A 22,522-nucleotide genomic window follows, 5' to 3' on the forward strand; every position below is an offset into this window, starting at 1 on the left:
TAACCGCTTTTGGTTAAGGGGATAGAATTTTGCGTTAAGAGTAGATTTTGAGTCATAAGGATTTGCTGTAAGTGCACCAGTTGGTGATTCGGAACTGATACTTTGCAACGGGAAAGCCTGTATTCTCGGGGAGCACATGATCTGACCCTTCAAATCAAAAAAAATTATATCCACTCAAAAGCGCCAATTCAAAAACATAGCTGGATATTAAAATTCTCAAGTAATAAATCATATGATATTATTGTATTTAACATATCTGACAATATAAACTAAATCATGAAAAAAATAATATTTTTAACACATTCAATTTCTGGCCGTGGTGGTATGGAAAATGTGACCAGGCAGGTGATTAATTTATTGATACGCAACGGTTATCTTGCAAGTATTTATATTATCGAAAATGAAGATAAAATTAAAGATTTCACTTGGCTAGATGGTATTAAAAAAAATACAAGCAAGGCATTTTCAAAAAACAGGAAGTTACAAAATTTTATTCATAAGATTAAACTGAAATTTTTTCTTAACAGAGAGAATCCAGATCTTATAATTTGTATGAATACTGTTCCATGTATGATTGCCAGGGCCGCTCTCGACTCATCTTCCTCAAAAGCAAAACTATCTACATGGATGCATTTGCCTCCACTAGAAAGATACCGCCCGCACTATCTGAAACTAGCAGATCACCACTTTGCTATAAGTAATGGCATCAAAGGTGAGTTCAAAGAACTTGGCGAAGATGAAAGGAAAATTAGTGTAATATTCAACCCAATAAAAAGAAATGATCATACAATTACGCCGGTTGGAATCATGAAATTTCTTTATGTTGGGCGGGTGCTTTTTGAAGACCAAAAAAGAATAAAAGATTTGCTATTGGCATTATCAGAAATAAAAAATTTCTGCTGGACGCTAGACATTGTTGGGGATGGAAGTGACATACAAACCTGCAAAGATTTTTCTGGTTACCTCGGCCTATCAGAATCTGTGACATGGCATGGATGGCAGGGGGATTGTTGGGGCTATATAGAGACAGAGATTAAAAATACAAGCTGCCTTCTTCTTACGTCCCGTCATGAGGGGTTACCACTGGTATTATTGGAAGCTATTTCTCGCGGCATCCCATGTATATCCTCTGATTGCATGTCAGGCCCGGCAGACATCATAAATCAGGATAATGGCCTATTATTTGAGCCAATGAACATTTCCGACTTGGTTGAAAAGATAAATATTATGAAAGATAATATCCATAATTACGACTCGCAAAAAATCAAAAAAAGCATTAGCAAGTTCTATGAGGAAAACTATCTTAACAATCTGATAAATGAAATAAATAAAATTATCGAGAAATGACATGAATAAGAAAAAAACAACTTATTACACTGTTAATGGGATAATAATTCTCATAGCAATAACCATCTCAGTTAACCTTTTTCGAGATAAATACCCTCAGATAATTTTCAATTTATCTTCTGAGATAGCTTTTCTATTTATACTCTTTGACGTTATCAGAGGAAGAGTTAAGCTGCCTACAATGAATGGCGCTGTTTTGTTTTTTATTTCTCTAATTATTGTAGCCTGCGTCCGTGGCGGATGGTATTTTTATGAGAGCTATTCATTAAATTACCAATTAGTTATGAATACTGCCATTAACAATTTGCAGAACTATCAATTGCAAGCAAAACGCCTATTGATGGGGACAGTCACCGCTATCTATGTATACAAAAATAGGGAGAAAATCTCTGCTGTCACAATCTGCATTTCAGCACTGGTCATTATGCTCGGAATCATCACAACAACTTTTTTCAGCATTCACCAATACTTAGCCTCTGGTGAACAACGAACAAAGCTCAATGTTGATGCGGCAAGTAGTAGTTCATACATCGTGCTATTCATGTATTGCTCAGTAATTTCAATGCTCAGGTATGTTAGAACGAACCTAGCCATCATCATTTACAGCTTGTCATCAGTATCATCAATCATTACACTTTACTTGTGTAATACACGGGTATCCTTCATCGCTTTCCTGCTAGTGTTTTTATCTTCGTTATTTTATATGTGGCATATATTTAACCCCAGAAAACACGTTAAGTGGATCCTCTACATCATCATCCTGTCTGTCTGCATACCCGTGTTTTCCGGGCGGTGGAAAGAGGGAATCAATGATATTAAAGAGTACAAATATGATGATTCAACGTCACTGGGAGCAAGGATTGCCATTTGGTCTGCAGCCATGGATTTCAGTGAATCAAATCTATGGTTTTCTTCCCCTCAGGCGAGAACAATTACTACAAGAAATTATATCAAAAATAATTTCCCAGAAAATAAAGAGGCTTGGAAAAATGTTCAGTATAATATGCATAACGAATTCCTTGAGACACTATCCCTTCAGGGGGTAATTGGCGTTATTTCATTGGTTGTTTTTTATTTATCCTTTCTATTTGGTGTAATAACAAAAACCATTCCACATCAGACTTTTTACCCAGTAATTTCATTGTTTATTTGTGGGATGAGTGACTCTGTACTTATCAACCCGCAGAGCACTATGATTTTTATTTCTGCAATTATTTTATCTTTCATTAATCCTGCAAAAAAAATACTTTAAGACGTAATTTATATCGATGCGTGGGGTTTTCTTTCCCCATGCATTAAATATTTATATGACAAACCATTAGAAACCAATAACATTTATCTAATTATACTTAATAATATATCACCAAATTTACAGTCTCCACTAAAGAAATAGTGATTAATGCATTACCAGTTAAATAGTTCTTGTGGTTGTTAGACAAAAGTAATCAATGGATTAGTAGAATTACCATTTCTAATGGATAAGTAATATTCATACTAGCGAGCCTGTTTTCATTAGGTATCCATATGTTATAAGGAAAATCATTGTAAGTGGATGATTTTAATTACGACTCAATAAGCACTATGGTAAAAATGTGGTAGGTCTGAGTGATAGTTTGTGTAAAGGACTTTTAGTAGAAAACAACAACACCCAGCTTACTCATTATTATCATACTTACTCTAAAGTGCTGTTTTTTTTATTTTTTTTCCCTAAAGGGATTGAAAATCCCCGTGTCCTTGGTTCGATTCCGAGTTCGGGCACCACTATTCTGAAAAACCCGCCTCTGGCGGGTTTTTTGCTTTCTGCGCACCGCTGATCCATAAAAGCGGGTCCGGCACACTCGCCTCTTCCCTGAGACTTGATCTGATCTCACCCGTAAACAGTACACATCCGGATTACGCGATGAAGCCCTGAAACTCGCTGAACCTATCGGCATTGTGGCCACAGCACGTGAGCTCAGCCTGTATGAATCTCAGCGCTATGCCAGACGCAGCACACTAAAGAGTGCCCATTCATCTTCCCGGCGTGAGCAGGAAACATCTGTTGAAATTGCCCGCCTTAAGCGTCAACTGGCTGAAAGCCGAAGGTATCCGGGGTGAATGCCTGGTCAGTCAGGAAATAATGCGGGAAACGGCATTTAATTATATCGGGTGTGATTACAATCGCTGGCGTCGTCACAGTGCCTGTGGCGGTCTCAGCCCCGAACCCTCTGAACACCAGAAACCCGCTTAGGGCTATGTCGACATTACGTGGGTAAAATCAAAGATCTGCTTCCGGGAAATCGATAAACCTTCAATGCTCTGTTCTTTTTATCTAAAAAATGGCGCAAAAAATTGAACAGATAACATATTTTCTTGTTCCTGTTAAAGACATGATGGTGCATGCAGCGACTGAGCTGACCTCGCCTTAGCAAAACTGCGAATGGTCGCTTCAGCCAGACTTGATGCAGTATCAACAATTGACAGATGCTGCTGAGGATGGCTTTTAAGTAATGGGCTGATGTCAGTACAGGCAATAATCAGCCCCTGGGCGCCAGCTTCCTGCGCCAGAGAAGTCAGGTTTCGCCACTGCGTTATCACTTCAGGACAGGTAAATCCGTTTTGCTTAATCAGCGCTATCAAATGTGTAGTGATAGCACGTAATGGGTCAGAAGCTACACAGTGCTTTCCCATCAGATGTAAACGCTGCTGATAAAAACCCGCATCAAGCGTAGCCTCAGTAGCAATCACGGCGATGTTCTCCGTTTCGGACGGCAGGCATTCAAGTGCGCAGTCGGCAATGTGCAGGACAGGAATACCGCCGCTGGCCTCCTGCATTTCATTAAAGTAGCAGTGTGCCACATTACAGGGAACCACGATCAAATTGACCCCGGCGTTTACCAGATTGCTAATGCCATCGCGCAATGCCGCGGACATTGCGGCATCATCAATCACACGGTTAGGGAAAAAAGGAGTCGGCAAGGAAATAATATGCATTTTTGGATAGTCGATATCGAATCTGGCCCCGTATTGCTTTTGGCACTCATCGACCAGCATATCAATAAAAGGCGCTGTGGAACGAGGCCCCATGCCGGCTAACACCCCAAGACTGTAAGACATTACGCACTCTCTGTGATAAAGGAAAAGAAGGATTTACGTTAAATCAGGTTGAGTTTCTTCCCGGTGCTTTATTTCTTCTGAGATAAACCAGTTAACAATCTGCTTATAAATTTTTTCTATAAGGTCTGAGCTTAACCCCTGTTCTTCAGCCCGGGCTCTGCATTATTTCAGCCATGGCGTCAAATCGGGATGCTGCTTTAACAAATTCATATCGTTCACCAGGTAATGAGATTACCTGACGATCGATACGATCGATTTCAGTTCTGATCTCTGACATGCCAGCGCACTGAGTAGCTTTTCCTCGCTACTTTTTTCAATCATGGTAGTCCTGTTGCAATTTAACTTACCGGTCCCGATAAGCGAACACAGAGACTTTGGTTATCGTACATGCAATAAGACGTTATGGGGAGTGCGCCGCTGCATTTCACTTGCTTAAATGCCACTCTGTCTGAATAACTTAATGCTAAGGTACGCATGCATTAGCATTAACAAGGAGAGACTGTATGGAAGTTGAAACGATAAAAGCGAGAGGCATTTTTTAAGATGTGAAGGTAAATAGGGGATCTGATTCTCTGCCATTCCCCCCTTTTTACATCAGGATAGCGCCACAGACTTATACTGCAGGGCGCTGACGCCGGACAGTACGATACTTATCGAACCTTAAGTAACTTAACCGTATAGTCGATATCAATTTCATCTTCAGAAAAGATCAGAGTTGTTCCCTGGAAAGTGGTGATCGCCAGTTTTTTCAGTGAACGCATTCCGCCGGAGGTGGCTGACGATTTTGGCCGGATGCTGTTCATCAGTGCCCCCACCGACAGTACTGTATTTTCTTTATCGATACCCGCATCGACAGGCACTTCCTCACTGTATACCACAAACGATTTAATTGCGGTCAGCTTCAGACGCTCTCCGGCAATATAGATATATTTGCTGTCAGGGATCACTTTTACCGAAAAAGCAGACAGGCCTTTATTATTGGTGGTCGGCTCAAAAGTCACTGCCGCATCTTTCTTAATCAGCTCCGGGTTGGCGACTTTAATCACATGAAAATAACGGTTATCGCCGTTTTCATCTTTGATAAATCCAAAGCCTTTATCTTTAAACCAGGTTGTGATCGTTCCGTTCATCGCTATTACCGCCTGTTCACTCGTTTATCTGCCCAATTTTTGCAGCGCGCAGTGTAAATTACAATGCCTGAACAGACTATGTTTTTAGGTTATCTGCCGGCAATAAAATTCTGTGCAGTCACGGATTATGGCCCGTGCCGGGTTCCGCCCTGCCAGATACCAGTCCCGAGCGGCAGCGCGATAATGTTGCGGGTAATTCACCGCAATTAAAATCGTTATTTAAATCATATGGTTTAGCGTTCCGGCACCGGCCATTCCACAGGTTTTTTTGTTGCCTGAGGCCACCCGCCGGTACGAAAAAATATTAACACCCCTTCCAATACTATACTCCCATATAGTATATTAGTCGCCATCACCTGAGTGAGAAATGTACGATGCCAAGTACCCCTGAAGCAAAAAAGAAAACCCTGACCCGTGTCAGACGCATCCGCGGGCAGATTGATGCCCTCGAAAAAGCGCTGGATGACGGGCATGAATGCCGTGCAATATTGCAGCAAATCGCTGCGGTACGTGGTGCAGTCAATGGTCTGATGGCCGAAGTTCTGGAAAGCCATATCAGAGAAACGTTTGAGGGGAGTGAAACCGATAGCCGGCAGCTCAATACCTCAGTTAACGATACGATCGGGCTGGTTCGCGCTTATCTTAAGTAACCAGATCCTCCGCTGAACAAAGGAAACTCACTATGAAATCACGTGCTGCGGTCGCTTTCGGGCCGGGAAAACCGCTGGAAATCGTCGAGATTGATGTCGCTCCGCCTAAAAAGGGTGAGGTGTTAATCAAAATTACCCATAGCGGCGTTTGTCATACCGATGCTTTTACCCTGTCAGGCGATGATCCTGAAGGCCTGTTCCCTGTGGTCCTGGGCCATGAAGGGGCCGGTGTGGTCGTCGAACTGGGTGAAGGTGTAACCAGTGTCAATGTGGGTGATCACGTTATCCCCCTGTATACAGCAGAATGCGGAGAGTGTGACTTCTGTAAATCCGGTAAAACTAACCTGTGTGTCGCGGTACGCGAAACCCAGGGCAAAGGAGTGATGCCGGACGGAACATCACGTTTTTCCTATAATGGTCAGCCTCTGTATCACTATATGGGGTGTTCAACCTTCAGCGAATATACCGTAGTGGCTGAAGTCTCACTGGCTAAGATTAACCCGGAAGCGAACCACGAACATGTCTGTCTGCTGGGCTGTGGGGTGACCACTGGCATAGGCGCGGTACATAACACGGCTAAAGTACAGGCCGGGGATTCTGTGGCTATCTTTGGTCTGGGCGGTATCGGCCTGGCTGCAGTGCAGGGTGCTCGTCAGGCAAAAGCCGGGCGTATTATTGCTATTGATACTAATCCGGACAAATTCGAACTGGCAAAACAGTTCGGTGCCACCGACTTTATCAACCCGAATGACTATGATAAGCCTGTGCAGCAGGTCATTATTGAGATGACCAAATGGGGCGTCGATCATACCTTTGAATGTATCGGCAATGTCAATGTCATGCGGGCTGCCCTCGAGAGTGCTCACCGTGGCTGGGGACAGTCTGTCATTATCGGGGTAGCCGGTGCCGGTCAGGAAATTTCCACCCGTCCGTTCCAGCTGGTCACCGGACGTGTATGGAAAGGTTCCGCATTCGGTGGTGTCAAAGGCCGTTCCCAGTTACCGGGGATGGTAGAAGACTCAATGAAAGGTGACATTGAGCTGGCACCTTTCGTTACCCATACCATGACGCTGGATAAAATTAACCAGGCATTTGATCTGATGCATGAAGGTAAATCTATCCGTACCGTTATCAATTTCTGATGATGCTCAGCCCTTCCGCCAAGAAGGGCATTTTCCTGCCGGACGGAATCCCCCCGCGACGCACCAGACACAACCTCTCTGTCTCTGCCCTGTAGCCAGCCTCCGCGCTTAAGCCCCCCGCAGGTCCTGATACTACCCGAACAGTTCTTTTATGGTGCATCGCCCCTGTGAATGAACCAATTAGCAGCAAACAGAACAATGATGAATCTGTTGTTTCATCCGCGCCACAGACAATTTTCTTTCCCTGACCTGACAGTACCACTGAACGGCGATGATGACAGGGAGGCACCCCTGATCAGATACTGGCCATGATCTTTGGTTGTAATCTGGTCGCGGCAATTATCCCGTTGCTCGTCAGCCGTTTTATCCACCGCTTGTCCTGTCTGCTCAGCCCTCTGGTCACCGGCAGCGTGATTGTTCTGATTGGTATCAGTCTGATCAGGGTCAGTATTTGCGACTGGGGAGGCGGGTTGGGTGCTGCCGATTTCGGGGCACCCTCGAATCTTGGTTTAGGTGCTCTGCCCCTGGCGGTGATTGTCATCATGAATTGCAGCCGTTCACCGTGGATCAGGCTGTCGGGTATTATTACTGGTATTGCGGCTGGCAGTGTGGCCGCCTGGCTGACCGGTTCTTTCCATCCGCATTTTGCCCCCGGAGGTCCCTTACTGACATTACCGGTGCCTTTCCGGTTCGGGCTGGACTTTACCCTGAGCTTATTTATTCCTGTCGCCCTGGTGTCGTTTATTTCGATTATTGAAGCGGCAGGAGACCTGACCGCTAACTGTGTGTTGTCACAACAGCCACTGACCGGTCCTGAGTTTGAACAACGGATGAAAGGCGGCATTCTGGGAGATGGTATTAGCTGCCTGCTGGCAGCCATATTCAGTACCTTCCCCCGCACCACCTTTGCACAGAATAACGGCGTTATACAGATGACCCGGGTCGCAAGCCGTTATGCCGGCTTCCGGATTGGCGGAATATTTATCGTGCCGGGTCTGTTCCCGGAGTTCAGTCACCTGCTGGAACAGCTGCCCGGGCCGGTACTGGGCGGCGCTACACTGGTGATGTTTGGTCATGTTATCGCTGCCGGTATCCGGGTCATGAACCGCGAACCGATTGACAGCCGCGGTATGCTGATTATTGCCATTGCTTTCGGGGTCGGCCTGGGCATTGAAGCGCAGCCGGATATTATTAAGCAGCTACCGGCATTTGCCCGGACACTGATGCAGAATGCCGTGACCAGCGGCGGTTTACTGGCGATTATACTGAACATCATTCTGCCCAAACCGGCAAACAGAATGGATGTAAACACTCACTTACTTAACAGCGATAATACCCGGTCTCATGGAGAAAACATCGCTGACAGGCCCTGATGTCAGGGCATCATCAGAAACGTCAGTAAGTAAAGACTTACCCTCGATAATTGTCAGGCAATAGCCGTTCTCAGAGGCTGGCTTCAGGTGTTTCCCTTGCGGGATATCTCTAAGCGTCATGGTCGCAGAAAAGCCGGGAAAAGGTCCCCGGCATCCACCCCGCACGTTCTTTACGGTCAGCCCGCGGCCTGACCTCCGCTCATAAATACGCAAAGTAAATGCAAAATAAAGATAATAAAAACCATCATTATCATTAACAAACAAGCTGAAAAAATATTACACTGCAGGCATAACTTACCGATGTCTTATGGAATTGCTATTTGTCATTTCTGATACGGCTGTCACACACTAAGCTTCCTGCTGTTGTTGCTATTCTGGCAATGCTGATGCTGTTTATTGCTCCGGATATCTCCCGTAACCTGCATTCGCCCTTGTCTGATACTCAGACGGCCCGGCAGTCTGTTGCTACTGCAAACAGTATGTCCGCAGAGATGACAGTAACTGCTCTGTCAGCGGCCGAAAAGACTGCGGCAATTCACCCTGTACCGGCCGCGCCGCCCATGACAATGCCGGGTGAGGATGTCTGCGGTTACTGTGTGCTGCTGCACATGCCAATACTACTGATAATGATGATTATTCTGTGCAATCTCAGTCTGAGATTATGCAGGGAAAAGCCATGTATACAGCGTTTGATTCTGCCAGCCGCGCAGTTCGCCGGAGATCAGCAACCACGGGCTCCCCCGGCCAGTGAATATTGGCAGATCTGCTGAGATTTTTTGGCGATGCAGATTATCAGTATCAGCCGGTGTTATCAGGACCCGCTGCTCAGATATGCGGGAACGCCTTTTTAATCATCACCGGTATAAATAACCTTAATCAGGGCCGGTATATCGTCTTTAGCGGCCCCGGCGTTACAGGAATAATCATGTCTTTTATTTCTAAATCTGTGATATTCGCGATGGTATTACCGGGCAGCTTACTGCTCAGCCAGCAGGCACTGGCACACGCGCACCTGACTCTGGCTTCACCGGCCAGCCAGAGCGAAATATCAGTACCTCCGCAGCAGCTAACCCTGCATTTTTCAGAAGATCTGGAACCCGCATTCACCGGTGCCAGCCTGTCCGACGAAAACGGCAGCAAGGTCACTACCGGGAAGGGAACCGTAAAAGCATCAGCGAAAAATGTTCTGGTTGTACCGGTCACTCACCCGTTAAGTCACGGCGCATACCAGGTCAACTGGCATGCGTTATCGGTTGACGGTCATAAAACAACCGGCAGTTACCGTTTCCGCGTGAAATAATGCATCACCTGACCGGGACATACTCCCCGGTCAGGTCTCCGCTATTCTGAACCGTAACGGGCGGCAACAGAGATGCGGAGACAAGATTTCCGGCAGCAAAAACAACCCGTCAGTGACAGGAAAATAACCGTTTTTCTATAAGAGAAATAAATTATCGTTTACGCTTAAAATTCACCTCAAATGCATAAGCTATTTTTTGCAGATTTCGCTGATTAATTAATGACAGATGCGTGAATCTGACCGACATACGTTGCTGATACCCCGGATGGCCGGCTAATTCTTCTTCCAGCGGATTAATCGCAATAATTTCGATGCTGGTATTAAAGTCACCATATTCGCCGAGCGATAACCGGGCTTTTTTAAATACTGCACCGACAGTGACCGTTTCAGGTAATATCTTCGGAATATAAACCCCCACTCCGCCGGCAGAAAAATCATAAATAAAAAAAGGCTGTGGTACGATCAGGCCAGAGGCGGGTAAAGTCAGGGTGAAATGTTTCCATAATGGCAGTGGTACCCGCAAATTAACTCTGCGCTGGTAGTAGTAAAAATTATCAGGGATAGTCCCGGTAATTAATCCGTCTGCAGCCATGTCCGGTGAAGTTTCAGGGTGAATAGTAAATATTATTTTTGCTTCACTGCCTTCGGCAATCAAATCGAGCTGACCGGGAAGGGACACCGTTTCCTGCAAAGCTTGCAGAAAAATACGCCCCGTTTCAAGGCGCACGACTTCAAAACCGATCCCCTGCCCGCTGCTAAGCTGCAGGTGTTCTTTTTCCCTGAATAAAGTTCTGAGAATAGCCATCAGCTCAAAACGATCATTTTTAATCATCCGGTAATCCGCATCAGAACACACCATAGCTGCTAATTTTCCCTGCATAATAAGGCGATAAGGATAACATAACCGCCTTTACATTCGCTGCGGTAAGCATACTCAGGGCAACAGCGGGTTATGCCGTGACATGACCATCCGCGATCAGCGGGTCCGGTAACGGCCCCTGTCTCCCCGTTACCGGCCGGAACATCCGGCGATAAGCACCGGTTTTTTATGCTGTCGTTAACTTATAAGATCATATTATTTTTAATAAAATGCGTCATGAACCATATAAAATGCATAAAAAATCAAAGTAAACAGTTGAGAGTTTTACGGAAAACTGGCATTTTTTTACAAACCTTACAAAGGGTCTGCCGGATTTTCCCCGTGAAAGCCCGTAACAACATATCACAACATCATCTATAACAAGGGGAAAGCGTTGAACGCTTCAGTTAAAACTCTCTCAGAAAAAAGCGCCGGTTCCGGTGTGCTTTTTTTCATTCAAATGTTTTCGACCCTCGGCTTTGCCGTGCTGTACTCCACTCTGGTCCTGTACGCCACCAAAAAGCTCGGATTCAGTGAAGATTCAGCTAACGCCATTATGGGCGTTTTCGGCGCATTTAACTATGGCCTGCACCTGTTTGGCGGCTATCTTGGCGGACGTTACCTGAGTAACCGTAACCTGTTTGTGCTGGGGATGGTGCTGCAGATTATCGGCTGTTACCTGATAGCGACCGCCGGAGTCAGCGGACTATACTGGGGACTGGCGATGTTCCTGACCGGCAGTGGCCTGAACGTGACCTGCCTGAATATGATGCTGACACAACGTTTCGCACCAAATGACCATCGCCGTGAAAGTGCCTTCCTGTGGAACTATGCAGGGATGAACCTCGGCTTTTTCCTCGGATTTACTGTCGCAGGGTATTACCAGTTAGATGCTGACTACCGGACACTGTTCCTGTTTGCCACTTTAGGTAATATTCTTGCCATCCTGCTGACGCTGATCTATTGGAAACAGTTAAAAGATAAAGATACGCCATTAACTACTGTCAGCCCGGCGGTATTCCGTAAGCGGTTACTCGCCGGTATAGCTATCCTGATCATCTTATTGCCGGTGATCCGTATAATGCTGGGCCATGCCGGTATCAGCAGCTATTTTGTTATTGCGGTCGGGATTCTGGTATTTATCCTGCTGTGTCTGATGGCTGCGAAACATCCGGTGGCTGCTGAGCGTTCACGGATGGGGGCTTACCTGATCCTGATGCTGGGTTCACTGGTATTCTGGTCTCTGTACCAGCTGGCACCTATGGGCCTGATGCTGTTTTCAGAAAATAATATCAATCTGAATGTCTACGGCTGGCAGGTTGCTCCCCAGTGGATTCAGGATATTAATACCATTGTTATTGTTATCGGTGGCCCGCTAATGGCGGCCTTCTTTAACCGGTTACGCGCCAAAGGCTTCCGTATTGATATCCCCTTACAGTTTGCTTCTTCCTTAGTATTTATCGGACTGGGGATGCTGGTCTTACCTGTGGGTATCGACCTGGCGGGTAACGATGGGTTAATGGCCTTTAAATGGATTGTAATCAGCTACATTCTGCAGAGTATCGGTGAGTTACTGATTTCGCCGATTGGTTACGCCATGATCGGAAAACTGGCACCTAAACAACATCAGGGCCTGATGATGGGAAGCTGGATGATGGTGACCGGCGTTGCTTCGGTACTGGCCGGATACTTCTCCGGTATGATGCCACAGAACAGCGGCTCGACCCCGGTCGCAACCAATCCCGGATACAGCCATATCTTTAATATGCTGGGCTGGGGCTCGGTGATTGCCGCCGCCATCATCGCACTGCTTATTCCGTTACTTCGTCGTCTGATCACTCCTCTGGTCAGCGCAAAACAGTAATCTGCTACCCGCCTGGCACTTGTAATTGTGCCGGGCGGGTATACTTTCCCCTGTTCAGTCCGTGCTTTTCTGAAGCCAGATCAGATTCAGTAACCCCGCCGCCAGCATAACGACTGCCGTTGCAGGAAACACGGCCGCAGTCCCCCATTGTCCGGCGACCAGACCGCCAAATAACGGTCCGCTGACCTGACCGACATATTGTGCTGAAGTGGAATATCCCAGCAAACGCCCTGTATTACTGGCCTCGCTGTGATGGCGGATAATGGCCGTAATACAGGGCAGCATGCCTCCCAGCGCCAGCCCCATACCAAACCGTAATACCACCAGTTGCCAGACCTGGTTCACAAATGCCTGCGGAATCAGTAATATTCCGCATATCAGTAACCCTGTCGATAAGACCCGCCAGTGCCCTATTCTGTCAGCCAGTGCCCCGATACGCGGAGCCGCCAGAATACTGCCGGCGGCGGTGGCCGCCATCACGATTCCGGCCAGCAAAGTGGCCTGTGTCAGTGTCGCCGTTAACGTCGCAATATATAACGTAATAATTGGTTCCACAGACATACTGGCAAAGACCAGTAACATTCCCGTGACCCACATCATTTTTACCGGAAAAGCAATCGCCGCTGTGGTTTCCCGCGTCCCTGACCTGACCTGTTTAACCGGCCGGGGATGTTCTTTAAGTAATAATAATGTCGCCAGAAACGTGAGAAAAATAATTGCTCCGGTCAGCAGGAACGTCTGCCGGATGCCGATCAGCCCGGGCAGGATCCCGCCCACCAGCGGCCCTGCAATATTACCCGCCATAATGCCGGAGGAGAGGATCCCCACCGCCCAGCCGGTTTTCTGTTTCGGGGTTTGAGAAGCCACCACAATCATCGACCCGGAAGCATAACCCCCGAGTAATCCGGCCAGTAACCTCAGGGCTACCAGCTGCCAGGGCGCTGTAGCCATTCCCATCAGCGACATGGCAATCGCCATCCCTGCACTGGCACGGATCAGCATCAGCTTACGGCCGTATTTATCAGCCAGCCGTCCCCATAACGGAGCCGTTAACGCTGCTGTCAGAAAAGTTGCTCCATAGGCGACAGCCGACCAGTGCGCGATGCTGTCATTGCTGTCCACTCCCAGAGAACGGAGGTACAGCGGCAGGAATGGTAGGAGTAAGGTCATGGCAACCAGGGTAGTGAATGACCCGAAGGTGCATACCCAGAGATTACGCCGCCAATAAATATCTGGTTCCGCCGTACTGCCAGAAGAGCCTGTCATCGAAAGTAACCTGTGTATTGTTAAGGAATTACCTACAATAACCTTCAATGTCTGTCAGAAATATCTCCGGCCGGATATTTACCGGCAGCCCGTCGATTATTACCACAGCGTAATAATCATTGATGACTCAGTTTCTCTGCCAGCATATCGCAGAGCAGACTGACCGCTGATAAGCTTTCTGCCGGCTGTTTAAGTAATAAGTAACTGTGGTAGCTGGGTAACTGCCAGCCGGGTAATACCGGCTGCAAACTACCGTCCGCCAGCGCCTGATGCACCATATACGACGGCAGGCAGGCAATTCCTGCCCCGGCGCAGGCCGCCGTGAGCAAAGCCATACTGTTATTGGCACGCAACCGGCTGACCGCATTAATTTCAACCCGTTTTTTATCTTTGCGAAAACAGAGCGCGGCCTGATGTGCCTGGCCATGGAACGTCAGTAACTGATGACGGTTAATGTCCCGTGGCCGGATAACCGGTGCATGTCCGGTCAGATACTGCGGGGCCGCATACAGGCCCCAGTGAATGGCAGATAAAGGTCTGACCCGCGAATAGTCCGGCGGACGCTGACGGACAACAATCGCCACATCAATATCATCCTGCGCCATGTCAGGTTCGCGATCACTCAGGTCCAGATCGATCCTGACATGAATATGCTGCTGCATAAAGGTCTGGAGCAGCGGCACAATACACTGACATCCATAAGTGACCGGTGTCATCAGCCTGACCTGTCCCGTGGGCTGACGGTGCATTTGCCGGATAAAATCATCAGCCTGTTCAAGCTGTTCGCTGATGCGCTGGCAGTAACGGTAATATAACCGGCCACACTCAGTGACCGTCACTTTACGGGTAGTACGCTGCAACAGCTTTATCGCCAGCCGTTTTTCCAGTGCAGCAATTTCTCTGCTGACACTGGCCGTCGAAATGCCCAGAATTTTTGCCGCATGACTGAAGCTCTGCTGTTCAGCCACCCTGCAAAAAATGTACATCGCGGTGATATTTTCACCCTGTTGCATCGGGGTTCCTTTGTCAGTCAGCCGGTGCGGAATCAGCCCCGCATCCGGCCAGAAACACCGGTTCGCAGTTCACTGGGAAATTCAGTGAATTAGCTATAAAACAGGCCTCGTGTGCCTTATGGTGTAAGTCAGCAGCCAGTGACTGTTGCTGCAGATTACGCAAGGTAATTTCCGGCCGCAGAGTGATCTGCGTGAAATGCCCGCGGTCCCCTTCCACCATCGTACCTTCCGGGTTGTCCTGATATCCGTCAACTACCACTCCCGCATCCGCGCACAAATGCAGATACCATAATTTGTGGCAGGCAGATACTGAGGCTAACAGGAGTTGTTCCGGATTCCAGCATGATTTGTCACCTCTGAATGCAGGGTCAGCACTCAGGGCTATCGTATCTCTGCCAGCAGCATGCAGTTCTGCAGAACGATCATACGCCTTATAGGAGGCGGTCCCTTCCCCGCGGTTTCCTGTCCAGAGCAGGGTAACCTGGTAGTGGTGCTGTTTTATAGCCATCAGATATCCTCAGGGGGTGATGTCATCCGGAGCGAGGTTCGCCCTCGGATGATTATAAGATTGCATAAGATGAATCATAATATTTATTTATGTTTTGATCATAATAACCGCAGTCTGAAACGTGCGCGGTGAGGTAACCCGCAAGGATTTTCCTGCTGGCTGCAGGGTGCTGTCTATGACATTTTTCTGGCCCGCAACCGGTTACTTTTTACTAACTGCCACAGAGTTTACCTTTCTTAAGCAGTAAAAAGTTCAGTTTATATCGTAAATTAATGTGATCTGTATCACATTAATGATGATTAAAACTGCAACATATTTTGTCAATTGTGAATTACATCGAATTACTCGGGTATGATATCCGGCATGATCCAGCCTGGTGAGGTTTCGATGATATCGAACCTGTTTTTCCGGTTTGATTTCTTTTTCTGTACCTCTGCTGACTGTGATAACAGGGGTACTCTTTAGGCAAATTGCGGGTGTTTAATATAAAATGAAATATAAATTAATGATGGCAGCAACTTTGCTGGCGGGTTCAGCAATCAGTCCTTCTTATGCGGCAGATACATCACCTCAGTACCTGTCGGACTGGTGGCACCAGAGTGTCAATGTCGTGGGCAGTTACCATACCCGGTTCGGACCCCAGCTAAATAACGATTTATATCTGGAGTATGAAGCTTTTGCTCACAAAGACTGGTTCGATTTCTACGGTTATGTAGATGTGCCTAAATTCTTCGGCACCGGTAACGGTAACGACTCAGGGATTTGGGACAAAGGCAAAGGTTCTCCGCTGTTTATGGAAATCGAACCACGCTTTTCTATTGATAAGCTGACCGGTACCAGCCTGGCCTTTGGCCCGTTCAAAGAATGGTACTTTGCTAACAACTATATCTATGACATGGGCCCGAACAATGCTAACCGTCAGAACACCTGGTATATGGGTCTGGGTACAGATATAGATACCGGCACCAAACTGGGATTATCACTGAACGTTTATGCTAAATATCAGTGGGAAAACTACGGCGCGGAAAACCAGAACAGCTGGGACGGCTATCGTTTCAAAATTAAATACTTCCTGCCTCTGACGACATTATGGGGCGGTAACCTGAGTTATATCGGTTTTACAAATATTGACTGGGGTTCAGATCTTGGTGAAAAATCCGGTCCGGTCCGTACCAGTAATTCTATTGCTTCCAGCCATATTCTCGCCCTGAGTTATGACCACTGGCATTATTCACTGGTTGCCCGTTATTTCCATAATGGCGGACAGTGGGCCGACGGTTCAGAACTTAATTTTGGTAAAGGCAACTTCACTACCAAAAACACTGGCTGGGGTTATTACGCGGTCATTGGTTATAATTTCTGATAATTATCCGTTAACTCGTATCGTCCTTTGCTGACGATATCCCCCGGCCGGCACCCCCTGTCCGGCCGGGGAAAGAAACGCTCCAATCGCCCCGCAGAATTAATATTATTTAACCTCGTTTTTTTTGTTTTCTTCGCTTATTCTGCTATTTGTTCACTGCTGTTCACTCCCTCTATTCAATACTAATAATCTGTTCAGCAGCATCGCAAATACAGCTATCCCGAGGTTAATTTCATTATGTCATCCGTCTGTACTGCAGCAGAGACCTGCTCTGCTGTTCAGCAAAATAATAAATACACTATTGCCGCCCGAATTGATGCATTACCTTCCGGTAAAAGCCTGTGGGTTTTTATTTCTTTACTCGCTCTGGGTGGTTTTTTCGAACTCTATGATTTATTCGAAACGGGATATATTAGTTCAGGTTTACTCTCTGAGAAAATATTTCATCCGGGGAATGCCGGTATTTTCGGAATATCTGATCAGGCCGCATTTGCTTCCGTCACTTTCCTTGGCTTATTTATCGGTGCCAGCTTACTGGCGAAATATGCAGATAAATTTGGCCGCCGTATGACCTTCATCTTCGCCCTCGGCTGGTACGGTATTTTCTCGTTAATGATGGCGTTTCAGAATACCGCCGAAGGGATTATTTTATGCCGTCTGCTGGTCGGTATCGGGCTGGGGGTCGAGCTGGTCACTATCGACACCTATCTGGCAGAGTGGATGCCGGCACATTTACGCAGCAGGGCATTTGCCTTTTCTTTTTTTATTCAGTTTCTGTCAGTACCTGTCGTTGCCCTGATGTCCTGGTGGCTGATCCCGAAGAGCTGGTTACATCTGGAAGGCTGGCGCTGGGTCGTAATTGCCGGGGCGGTATGTTCACTGGTGATCTGGCGTATTCGCCGTAACCTGCCCGAATCGGCCCGCTGGCTGGAACAACAGGGACGTTATCAGGAAGCCCACCGGGTACTGAGTGCAATGGAAAAGCGCTGCGGTATCACACCACCACCGTGGGAAATATTACCCGCGGCAGTTCAGAACTCGCCCCGTGTACAGGGAAGCTTCCGCGAAATATAGGCCCGCCAATGGCGTAAACGAACCCTGATGCTGGTGGTGATGAATTTTTTCCAGGCGATTGGTTTCTTTGGTTTTGGTAACTGGCTGCCGGCACTACTGTCGGGTAAAGGCACCAGCCTGACCCACAGCCTGCTGTATGCTTTTTTTATCACCCTCGCTTATCCGCTCGGTTCACTGATTTGCAGCCGTTATGCCGATAAGTTTGAAAATAAATGGCAGATCGTTATGGCATCGTTAATGACTGTCATCTTCGGTACTCTGTTTGCGCTGGCGGACAGTCCGTTGCTGATGATTATCTGTGGTTTTCTGGTGACATATTCCAATGCCTGGCTGACCTTCAGCTATCATGCTTATCAGACCGAGATATTTCCGACTCATATCCGTGCCAGGGCCGTCGGTTTCTGTTATTCATTCAGCCGCCTGTCGACAGTCTTTAGCAGTATTATGATCGGCGTGATACTGCAATACGCCGGCAGTCAGGGGGTGATTGCCTTTATCGTGTTCAGTATGCTGATGGTAATGTTATCGGTGGGTATTTTTGGCCCCGCCACCCGCGGACGCGACCTGGAAAATATCTGATATATAACAGACCCTCCCCGCGATCTCTGCGGGGAAGGTCTGTCAGTGATCATACGGTTACGGCTGTTTTGATAATCCTTCAACCGTCGCCGCACCTTGTTTGGTACTGACCGTCGCCGATTTCCGCATATCTGCGACCTGATCCGCTGAAACTGTCGACGAGGCAGTGTTACCCCAGCTGTTACGAATAAAGTTCACCACATCAGCCACCTGCTGGTCGTTAAGTCTCCAGCCAAAAGCCGGCATGGTGACCGCAGAAGGTGCGCCATTGACCCCGGGTAAGGTATCCCCTGTCAGCACAATATGGATCAGCGATGCCGGATCCTGCGCTAATACTACCGGATTACCTTTCAGTGCCGGGAAGAAACGGGTGTAACCTGTGCCATCGGTTTTATGACAGGCAGCACAGCTGTCCACATACTGTGCAGCACCGGTCTGATGATCGTCACCTTTCCACAGTGCCTGAGCTGTCTGATCATTCGCTGTAAACCCTGGCTGGCTGGCATCCCGCGGACTGAGAGATTTCAGGTAACTGGCAATGGCATTGATATCATCGGCGCTCAGATATTGCAGACTGTGCTGTACCACATCCGTCATTCCGCCGAAAACAGCCGTATGATCGTTACGGCCGTAACGCAGGAACTGGGCGATATCTGACGTACTCCAGCGTCCCAGACCATCACGATCATCCCCCCGCAGACTGGTGGCCGTCCAGCCATCAATCGGCGCATTGCTGCCGGACAGATAATCGGTGCCCTGACGATTATTCAGGGCTTTTTCCTGCATAGTGATACTGCGCGGTGTGTGGCAGGCACCACAGTGTCCGAGGCCTTCGACCAGATAACGGCCACGGGCCTGTACCGGATCTTCTCCGGCGGCCGCTAGCGCCGGAGCCACCTCAGGGGCAAACATTTTCCGCCACACCGCCAGCGGCCAGCGCATAGAGAGCGGCCACGGAATGCCGGTCGCGTGATTGCTCTGACTTACCGGTGCCACCCCATGCATAAAGTAGGCATACAGGGCATGCATATCGTCATCACTGACCACCGCATACGACGGATATGGCATTGCCGGATAAAGAGTGTCGCCGTTTTTAGCAATCCCGTGGCGCACCGCTTTCTGGAAATCATCGTAGCTGTAGTCACCGATACCGCTGGTCTTGTCCGGGGTAATATTGGTCGAATAAATCGTGCCAATTGGCGTTGCCATTGGCAGGCCACCGGCAAAGGGTTTTCCTCCTTCGCTGGTATGACAGGCCACACAGTCTCCTGCACGGGCCAGATACTCACCACGCTTTACTAAATCCTGCCCGCTGTTATCGGCAGCTACCGCAGAAAAAGCCATTGCACTGAGCAACAGCGTTACTATTCTTTTTTTCATTGTCTGTGCCTCTTATGCCTGTACCAACGGACCCGGGTTTTTCAGGTAAACCTCACGAATGGTTTTTGCTGACCAGTAGGTCAGTGCAGCCACCATCCCGGTCGGGTTATAACCCAGTCCCTGCGGGAAGGCTGAGGCTCCCGGTACAAACACATTTGGCACATCCCAGCTCTGCAGATAGCGGTTAATCGCGCTGGTGTTTGGATCTTCCCCCATAATCGCCCCGCCGTTCATATGGGTGGTCTGATATACGGTGGTATCAAAATGAGTGTCTGCCGTCTTAGCGCCGCCGATAATCATTTTCGGGTTCATTGCTTTGGCAATGTTATGCATTTTCGACACCATAAACTGCGACATTTTGATGTCGTTTTCCTGCCAGTCAAAAGTCATCCGCAGTAACGGCTGACCGTGGGCATCTTTATAGTTAGGATCAAGGTCAAGATAGTTATTGCGATAAGACTGATGCGCACCATGAGCATCCATCGATACATGGTGTGTATAAGTATCAGCCACCGCCGCTTTCCATTCACTGCCCCACGCCGGGGTTCCTGGTGGTGTCGGCAGCCCGGAGATCGGTTTCACACCGGCCTGGTTAACCCAGAGAGGTGAGCCACCGACAAAACCGAGCGGACCATGGTCAAAGTTATCGGCATTAAAATCATCGACCCCGACTCCTGCACCGCCGGCACCGATAAACGGGTTAGTGGTGATATTTTTGTCAAACAGCGCTTTCAGGGTAGAGATATTCTGGTAGGCAAAGTTACGGCCGACAACACCTTCATTAGTTATCGGGTTATAAGGCTTACCAATGCCCGACAGCAGCATCAGATGGACATTGTGGAACTGGAAGGCTGACAGGATCACCAGATCGGCTGGCTGGATCTGCTCGCGACCGCTGGCATCCACATAAGTGACACCGGTCGCCCGTTTTTTATCGTCCGTCAGATTCACCCGTAACACATAAGAGTCATTACGCAGCTCGAATTTTGGCTCCTGACGCAGGGCTGGCAGAATATTGACGTTCGGCGAGGCCTTTGAATACATATAGCAGGCATAACCACTGCAATAGCCGCAGAAGTTACAAGGCCCCATCTGTGCACCATAGGTGTTAGTGTAAGGACCGGACGTATTCGCCGAAGGCATATCATAAGGATGATAGCCGACCGATTCCGCCGCCTCAGCAAACAACTGTGCTGAATAGGTCCGTTTCTGGGCCTTTAACGGGAAATCATCAGAACGGTCCGGGGCAAACGGGTTACCGCCTTTCCCTTTACCCACCAGTTTTCCTTTGACTGTCCAGGCGGTACCGGAAGTGCCAAACACTTTTTCTGCCTGATCAAAGAAAGGTTCCAGCTCATCATAACTGACACCAAAATCCTGGATCGTCATCCCCTGTGGAATAAAGTTTTTACCGTAACGTTCTTCATAGTGGCTGCGCAGCCGCAACTCAGCCGGATCAACACGAAAATGAACGCCTGACCAGTGCAGTCCCGCGCCTCCGGTACCGGTTCCAGGAAGGAACGCATTTAACTGGCGATACGGAACAGCCGTCTGCGAAGGATTGTGGCGGACGGTCACGGTGCTTTTAGACAGATCCTGGAACAGCTTTTTACGCACATTATAGGTCAGTTCATCAATAGACTGAGGATATGCGCCATCAGGATACGTATCACGCTGTGGTCCGCGTTCCAGTGCCACCACATGCAGACCGGCTTCGGTCAGCTCTTTGGCCATAATCGCCCCGGCCCAGCCAAAACCGACAATCACTGCATCTGCTTTTTTCATTTCATTGGCCATGATTATGCCCTTTCTCCGCGAATTGATACCGGTGGGAACGGATAATGTTCACCACGTTCTACCCAGTCCATAAAATCAGCTCTGGCACCGGGGAAACCTATCAGCGTCCAGCCAGCCATTCCCTGGTTGCCACCGTGGATCGGATCACTGAAGAACCCTTCGCGGGTATTTTGTAACAGATAGGAAAAAAACAGCTTACTTGGCAGTTGTGTGAACTGAGCCTGACCGGTTTCAAACGCTTTCAGGGCCGCGATCTGCTGGTCAGCATTCAGGTCAGCGAATACTTTCTGGTACTGTTTTTTACTGTACTCATCTGCTTCTGCCAGACCGAGGCGATAAATTTGTCGCGGCACCAGCGGCAACTGGTATCCCAGTTCTTTCGGGGTATCCGGCGCAAAAGGTCCCTGCATATACCAGTTTGATCCGGTCGCATAAGGCGTATTCATCTGCCGGTCAATATACTCAGGGACACCGGTTTCCAGTGCACCCGGGCCGCGGTCATCGGCGGGAATTAACCGGGCAACCGCCGCAGTAATAAACGCATACTCTTCTGCGGTAAACCAGGATGGCTGATATTCGCGGGCCTGCTGAGGACCATTATCAGGGCGATCGGCAGCCATGGCTGCCGGACTAAATGCAAGTGAACCTATGGCGGTGCTACCAACAGCCATTGCAGGAGCTAAAGTGATCGTTTTTAGTAAAAAATCCCTGCGCGACTGTCCGTTCTTATGTTCTGACATGACATTGCCTCAGTACCGCATATAATGCGGCATGAAATGTT

Annotated in this window: 19 protein-coding genes and 2 pseudogenes; 12 read left to right on the forward strand and 9 right to left on the reverse strand. The window is 48.1% G+C overall.

Going from position 1 to position 22,522, the window contains the following annotated elements:
• Positions 1 to 276: 276 nt before the first annotated feature.
• The 4 genes and pseudogenes from JK211_RS04355 to JK211_RS04370 all read left to right on the forward strand — a co-directional run bounded on the left by JK211_RS04355 (position 277) and on the right by JK211_RS04370 (position 3,577).
• A complete protein-coding gene (locus tag JK211_RS04355) occupies positions 277 to 1,347 on the forward strand; it encodes a glycosyltransferase (RefSeq protein ID WP_212707454.1) in 1,071 nt (356 codons plus the stop codon).
• Position 1,348: 1 nt separating this feature from the next.
• Positions 1,349 to 2,599: an O-antigen ligase gene (locus JK211_RS04360; protein ID WP_212707455.1), complete on the forward strand. Its 1,251-nt coding sequence runs from the start codon at positions 1,349 to 1,351 to the stop codon at positions 2,597 to 2,599.
• A 620-nt stretch (positions 2,600 to 3,219) separates the two neighbouring features.
• Positions 3,220 to 3,423: pseudogene (locus tag JK211_RS04365) on the forward strand (IS3 family transposase); the annotation flags it as partial.
• Between the two features lie 43 nt (positions 3,424 to 3,466).
• Complete coding sequence (locus JK211_RS04370) at positions 3,467 to 3,577, forward strand: IS3 family transposase (protein ID WP_371734580.1); 111 nt, start codon at positions 3,467 to 3,469, stop codon at positions 3,575 to 3,577.
• Positions 3,578 to 3,708: 131 nt separating this feature from the next.
• Here JK211_RS04370 and JK211_RS04375 read toward each other — a convergent pair whose 3' ends face one another.
• Both JK211_RS04375 and JK211_RS04380 read right to left on the reverse strand, forming a co-directional pair.
• The gene (locus tag JK211_RS04375; RefSeq protein ID WP_212707457.1) at positions 3,709 to 4,443 is read right to left on the reverse strand and encodes an aspartate/glutamate racemase family protein; all 735 of its coding nucleotides are present in this window, start codon (positions 4,441 to 4,443) and stop codon (positions 3,709 to 3,711) included.
• 650 nt (positions 4,444 to 5,093) lie between these two features.
• Complete coding sequence (locus tag JK211_RS04380) at positions 5,094 to 5,579, reverse strand: cold-shock protein (protein WP_212707563.1); 486 nt, start codon at positions 5,577 to 5,579, stop codon at positions 5,094 to 5,096.
• A 368-nt stretch (positions 5,580 to 5,947) separates the two neighbouring features.
• On the opposite strand from JK211_RS04380, the gene frmR reads away from it, so the two are divergent.
• The 5 genes from frmR (at position 5,948) to copC (ending at position 10,038) form a co-directional block, all read left to right on the forward strand.
• On the forward strand, positions 5,948 to 6,223 hold the full coding sequence (gene frmR / locus JK211_RS04385; protein WP_212707458.1) for a formaldehyde-responsive transcriptional repressor FrmR: 276 nt from the start codon (positions 5,948 to 5,950) through the stop codon (positions 6,221 to 6,223).
• 32 nt (positions 6,224 to 6,255) lie between these two features.
• A complete protein-coding gene (locus JK211_RS04390) occupies positions 6,256 to 7,365 on the forward strand; it encodes an S-(hydroxymethyl)glutathione dehydrogenase/class III alcohol dehydrogenase (RefSeq protein ID WP_212707459.1) in 1,110 nt (369 codons plus the stop codon).
• A gap of 302 nt (positions 7,366 to 7,667) precedes the next feature.
• Positions 7,668 to 8,738 carry a solute carrier family 23 protein gene (locus JK211_RS04395; RefSeq protein ID WP_256441130.1) on the forward strand — a complete coding sequence of 357 codons (1,071 nt, stop codon included), beginning with the start codon at positions 7,668 to 7,670 and terminating at the stop codon, positions 8,736 to 8,738.
• 320 nt (positions 8,739 to 9,058) lie between these two features.
• Positions 9,059 to 9,508 carry a DUF2946 family protein gene (locus JK211_RS04400; protein ID WP_212707461.1) on the forward strand — a complete coding sequence of 150 codons (450 nt, stop codon included), beginning with the start codon at positions 9,059 to 9,061 and terminating at the stop codon, positions 9,506 to 9,508.
• A 155-nt stretch (positions 9,509 to 9,663) separates the two neighbouring features.
• The gene (gene copC, locus JK211_RS04405; RefSeq protein ID WP_212707462.1) at positions 9,664 to 10,038 is read left to right on the forward strand and encodes a copper homeostasis periplasmic binding protein CopC; all 375 of its coding nucleotides are present in this window, start codon (positions 9,664 to 9,666) and stop codon (positions 10,036 to 10,038) included.
• A 151-nt stretch (positions 10,039 to 10,189) separates the two neighbouring features.
• Here the strand turns inward: copC and JK211_RS04410 are convergent, their stop codons facing one another.
• Positions 10,190 to 10,870 (reverse strand): hypothetical protein, encoded by a 681-nt coding sequence (locus tag JK211_RS04410; RefSeq protein ID WP_212707463.1) that lies wholly within the window; start codon positions 10,868 to 10,870, stop codon positions 10,190 to 10,192.
• A 421-nt stretch (positions 10,871 to 11,291) separates the two neighbouring features.
• Here JK211_RS04410 and JK211_RS04415 point away from each other — a divergent pair, with 421 nt between their 5' ends.
• Complete coding sequence (locus JK211_RS04415) at positions 11,292 to 12,761, forward strand: peptide MFS transporter (RefSeq protein WP_212707464.1); 1,470 nt, start codon at positions 11,292 to 11,294, stop codon at positions 12,759 to 12,761.
• A 54-nt stretch (positions 12,762 to 12,815) separates the two neighbouring features.
• Here the strand turns inward: JK211_RS04415 and JK211_RS04420 are convergent, their stop codons facing one another.
• From JK211_RS04420 to JK211_RS04430, 3 genes are all read right to left on the reverse strand, one after another.
• Complete coding sequence (locus tag JK211_RS04420) at positions 12,816 to 14,027, reverse strand: MFS transporter (protein ID WP_212707465.1); 1,212 nt, start codon at positions 14,025 to 14,027, stop codon at positions 12,816 to 12,818.
• Between the two features lie 116 nt (positions 14,028 to 14,143).
• Complete coding sequence (locus JK211_RS04425) at positions 14,144 to 15,040, reverse strand: LysR family transcriptional regulator (RefSeq protein WP_212707466.1); 897 nt, start codon at positions 15,038 to 15,040, stop codon at positions 14,144 to 14,146.
• A gap of 13 nt (positions 15,041 to 15,053) precedes the next feature.
• Positions 15,054 to 15,548, reverse strand: a complete 495-nt coding sequence (locus JK211_RS04430) for an OsmC family protein (RefSeq protein ID WP_212707467.1) — start codon at positions 15,546 to 15,548, stop codon at positions 15,054 to 15,056.
• A 490-nt stretch (positions 15,549 to 16,038) separates the two neighbouring features.
• Between JK211_RS04430 and JK211_RS04435 the strand changes: the two genes are divergently transcribed.
• Both JK211_RS04435 and JK211_RS04440 read left to right on the forward strand, forming a co-directional pair.
• On the forward strand, positions 16,039 to 16,911 hold the full coding sequence (locus JK211_RS04435) for a nucleoside-specific channel-forming protein Tsx (protein ID WP_212707468.1): 873 nt from the start codon (positions 16,039 to 16,041) through the stop codon (positions 16,909 to 16,911).
• Between the two features lie 237 nt (positions 16,912 to 17,148).
• Positions 17,149 to 18,564: pseudogene (locus JK211_RS04440) on the forward strand (MFS transporter).
• 57 nt (positions 18,565 to 18,621) lie between these two features.
• Here the strand turns inward: JK211_RS04440 and JK211_RS04445 are convergent.
• The 3 genes from JK211_RS04445 to JK211_RS04455 are packed head-to-tail and all read right to left on the reverse strand — an operon-like array spanning position 18,622 to position 22,481.
• Entirely contained in the window at positions 18,622 to 19,944 is a 1,323-nt protein-coding gene (locus JK211_RS04445) for a cytochrome c (RefSeq protein ID WP_212707469.1), read from the reverse strand.
• 12 nt (positions 19,945 to 19,956) lie between these two features.
• Positions 19,957 to 21,741 (reverse strand): GMC family oxidoreductase, encoded by a 1,785-nt coding sequence (locus JK211_RS04450; protein ID WP_212707470.1) that lies wholly within the window; start codon positions 21,739 to 21,741, stop codon positions 19,957 to 19,959.
• Between the two features lie 2 nt (positions 21,742 to 21,743).
• On the reverse strand, positions 21,744 to 22,481 hold the full coding sequence (locus JK211_RS04455; protein ID WP_212707471.1) for a gluconate 2-dehydrogenase subunit 3 family protein: 738 nt from the start codon (positions 22,479 to 22,481) through the stop codon (positions 21,744 to 21,746).
• Between the last annotated feature and the right edge of the window lie 41 nt (positions 22,482 to 22,522).

Source organism: Tatumella sp. JGM130, from assembly GCF_018257525.1.
GTDB lineage: Bacteria > Pseudomonadota > Gammaproteobacteria > Enterobacterales > Enterobacteriaceae > Tatumella > Tatumella punctata.

Coding starts and splice junctions, on each gene's coding strand:
- JK211_RS04355 (WP_212707454.1), top strand. CDS start 277: ATGAAAAAAATAATATTTTTAACACATTCAATTTCTGGCCGTGGTGGT.
- JK211_RS04360 (WP_212707455.1), top strand. CDS start 1,349: ATGAATAAGAAAAAAACAACTTATTACACTGTTAATGGGATAATAATT.
- JK211_RS04370 (WP_371734580.1), top strand. CDS start 3,467: ATGCGGGAAACGGCATTTAATTATATCGGGTGTGATTACAATCGCTGG.
- JK211_RS04375 (WP_212707457.1), bottom strand. CDS start 4,443: ATGTCTTACAGTCTTGGGGTGTTAGCCGGCATGGGGCCTCGTTCCACA.
- frmR (WP_212707458.1), top strand. CDS start 5,948: ATGCCAAGTACCCCTGAAGCAAAAAAGAAAACCCTGACCCGTGTCAGA.
- JK211_RS04390 (WP_212707459.1), top strand. CDS start 6,256: ATGAAATCACGTGCTGCGGTCGCTTTCGGGCCGGGAAAACCGCTGGAA.
- copC (WP_212707462.1), top strand. CDS start 9,664: ATGTCTTTTATTTCTAAATCTGTGATATTCGCGATGGTATTACCGGGC.
- JK211_RS04410 (WP_212707463.1), bottom strand. CDS start 10,870: ATGATTAAAAATGATCGTTTTGAGCTGATGGCTATTCTCAGAACTTTA.
- JK211_RS04420 (WP_212707465.1), bottom strand. CDS start 14,027: ATGACAGGCTCTTCTGGCAGTACGGCGGAACCAGATATTTATTGGCGG.
- JK211_RS04425 (WP_212707466.1), bottom strand. CDS start 15,040: ATGCAACAGGGTGAAAATATCACCGCGATGTACATTTTTTGCAGGGTG.
- JK211_RS04430 (WP_212707467.1), bottom strand. CDS start 15,548: ATGGCTATAAAACAGCACCACTACCAGGTTACCCTGCTCTGGACAGGA.
- JK211_RS04435 (WP_212707468.1), top strand. CDS start 16,039: ATGAAATATAAATTAATGATGGCAGCAACTTTGCTGGCGGGTTCAGCA.
- JK211_RS04445 (WP_212707469.1), bottom strand. CDS start 19,944: ATGAAAAAAAGAATAGTAACGCTGTTGCTCAGTGCAATGGCTTTTTCT.
- JK211_RS04450 (WP_212707470.1), bottom strand. CDS start 21,741: ATGGCCAATGAAATGAAAAAAGCAGATGCAGTGATTGTCGGTTTTGGC.
- JK211_RS04455 (WP_212707471.1), bottom strand. CDS start 22,481: ATGTCAGAACATAAGAACGGACAGTCGCGCAGGGATTTTTTACTAAAA.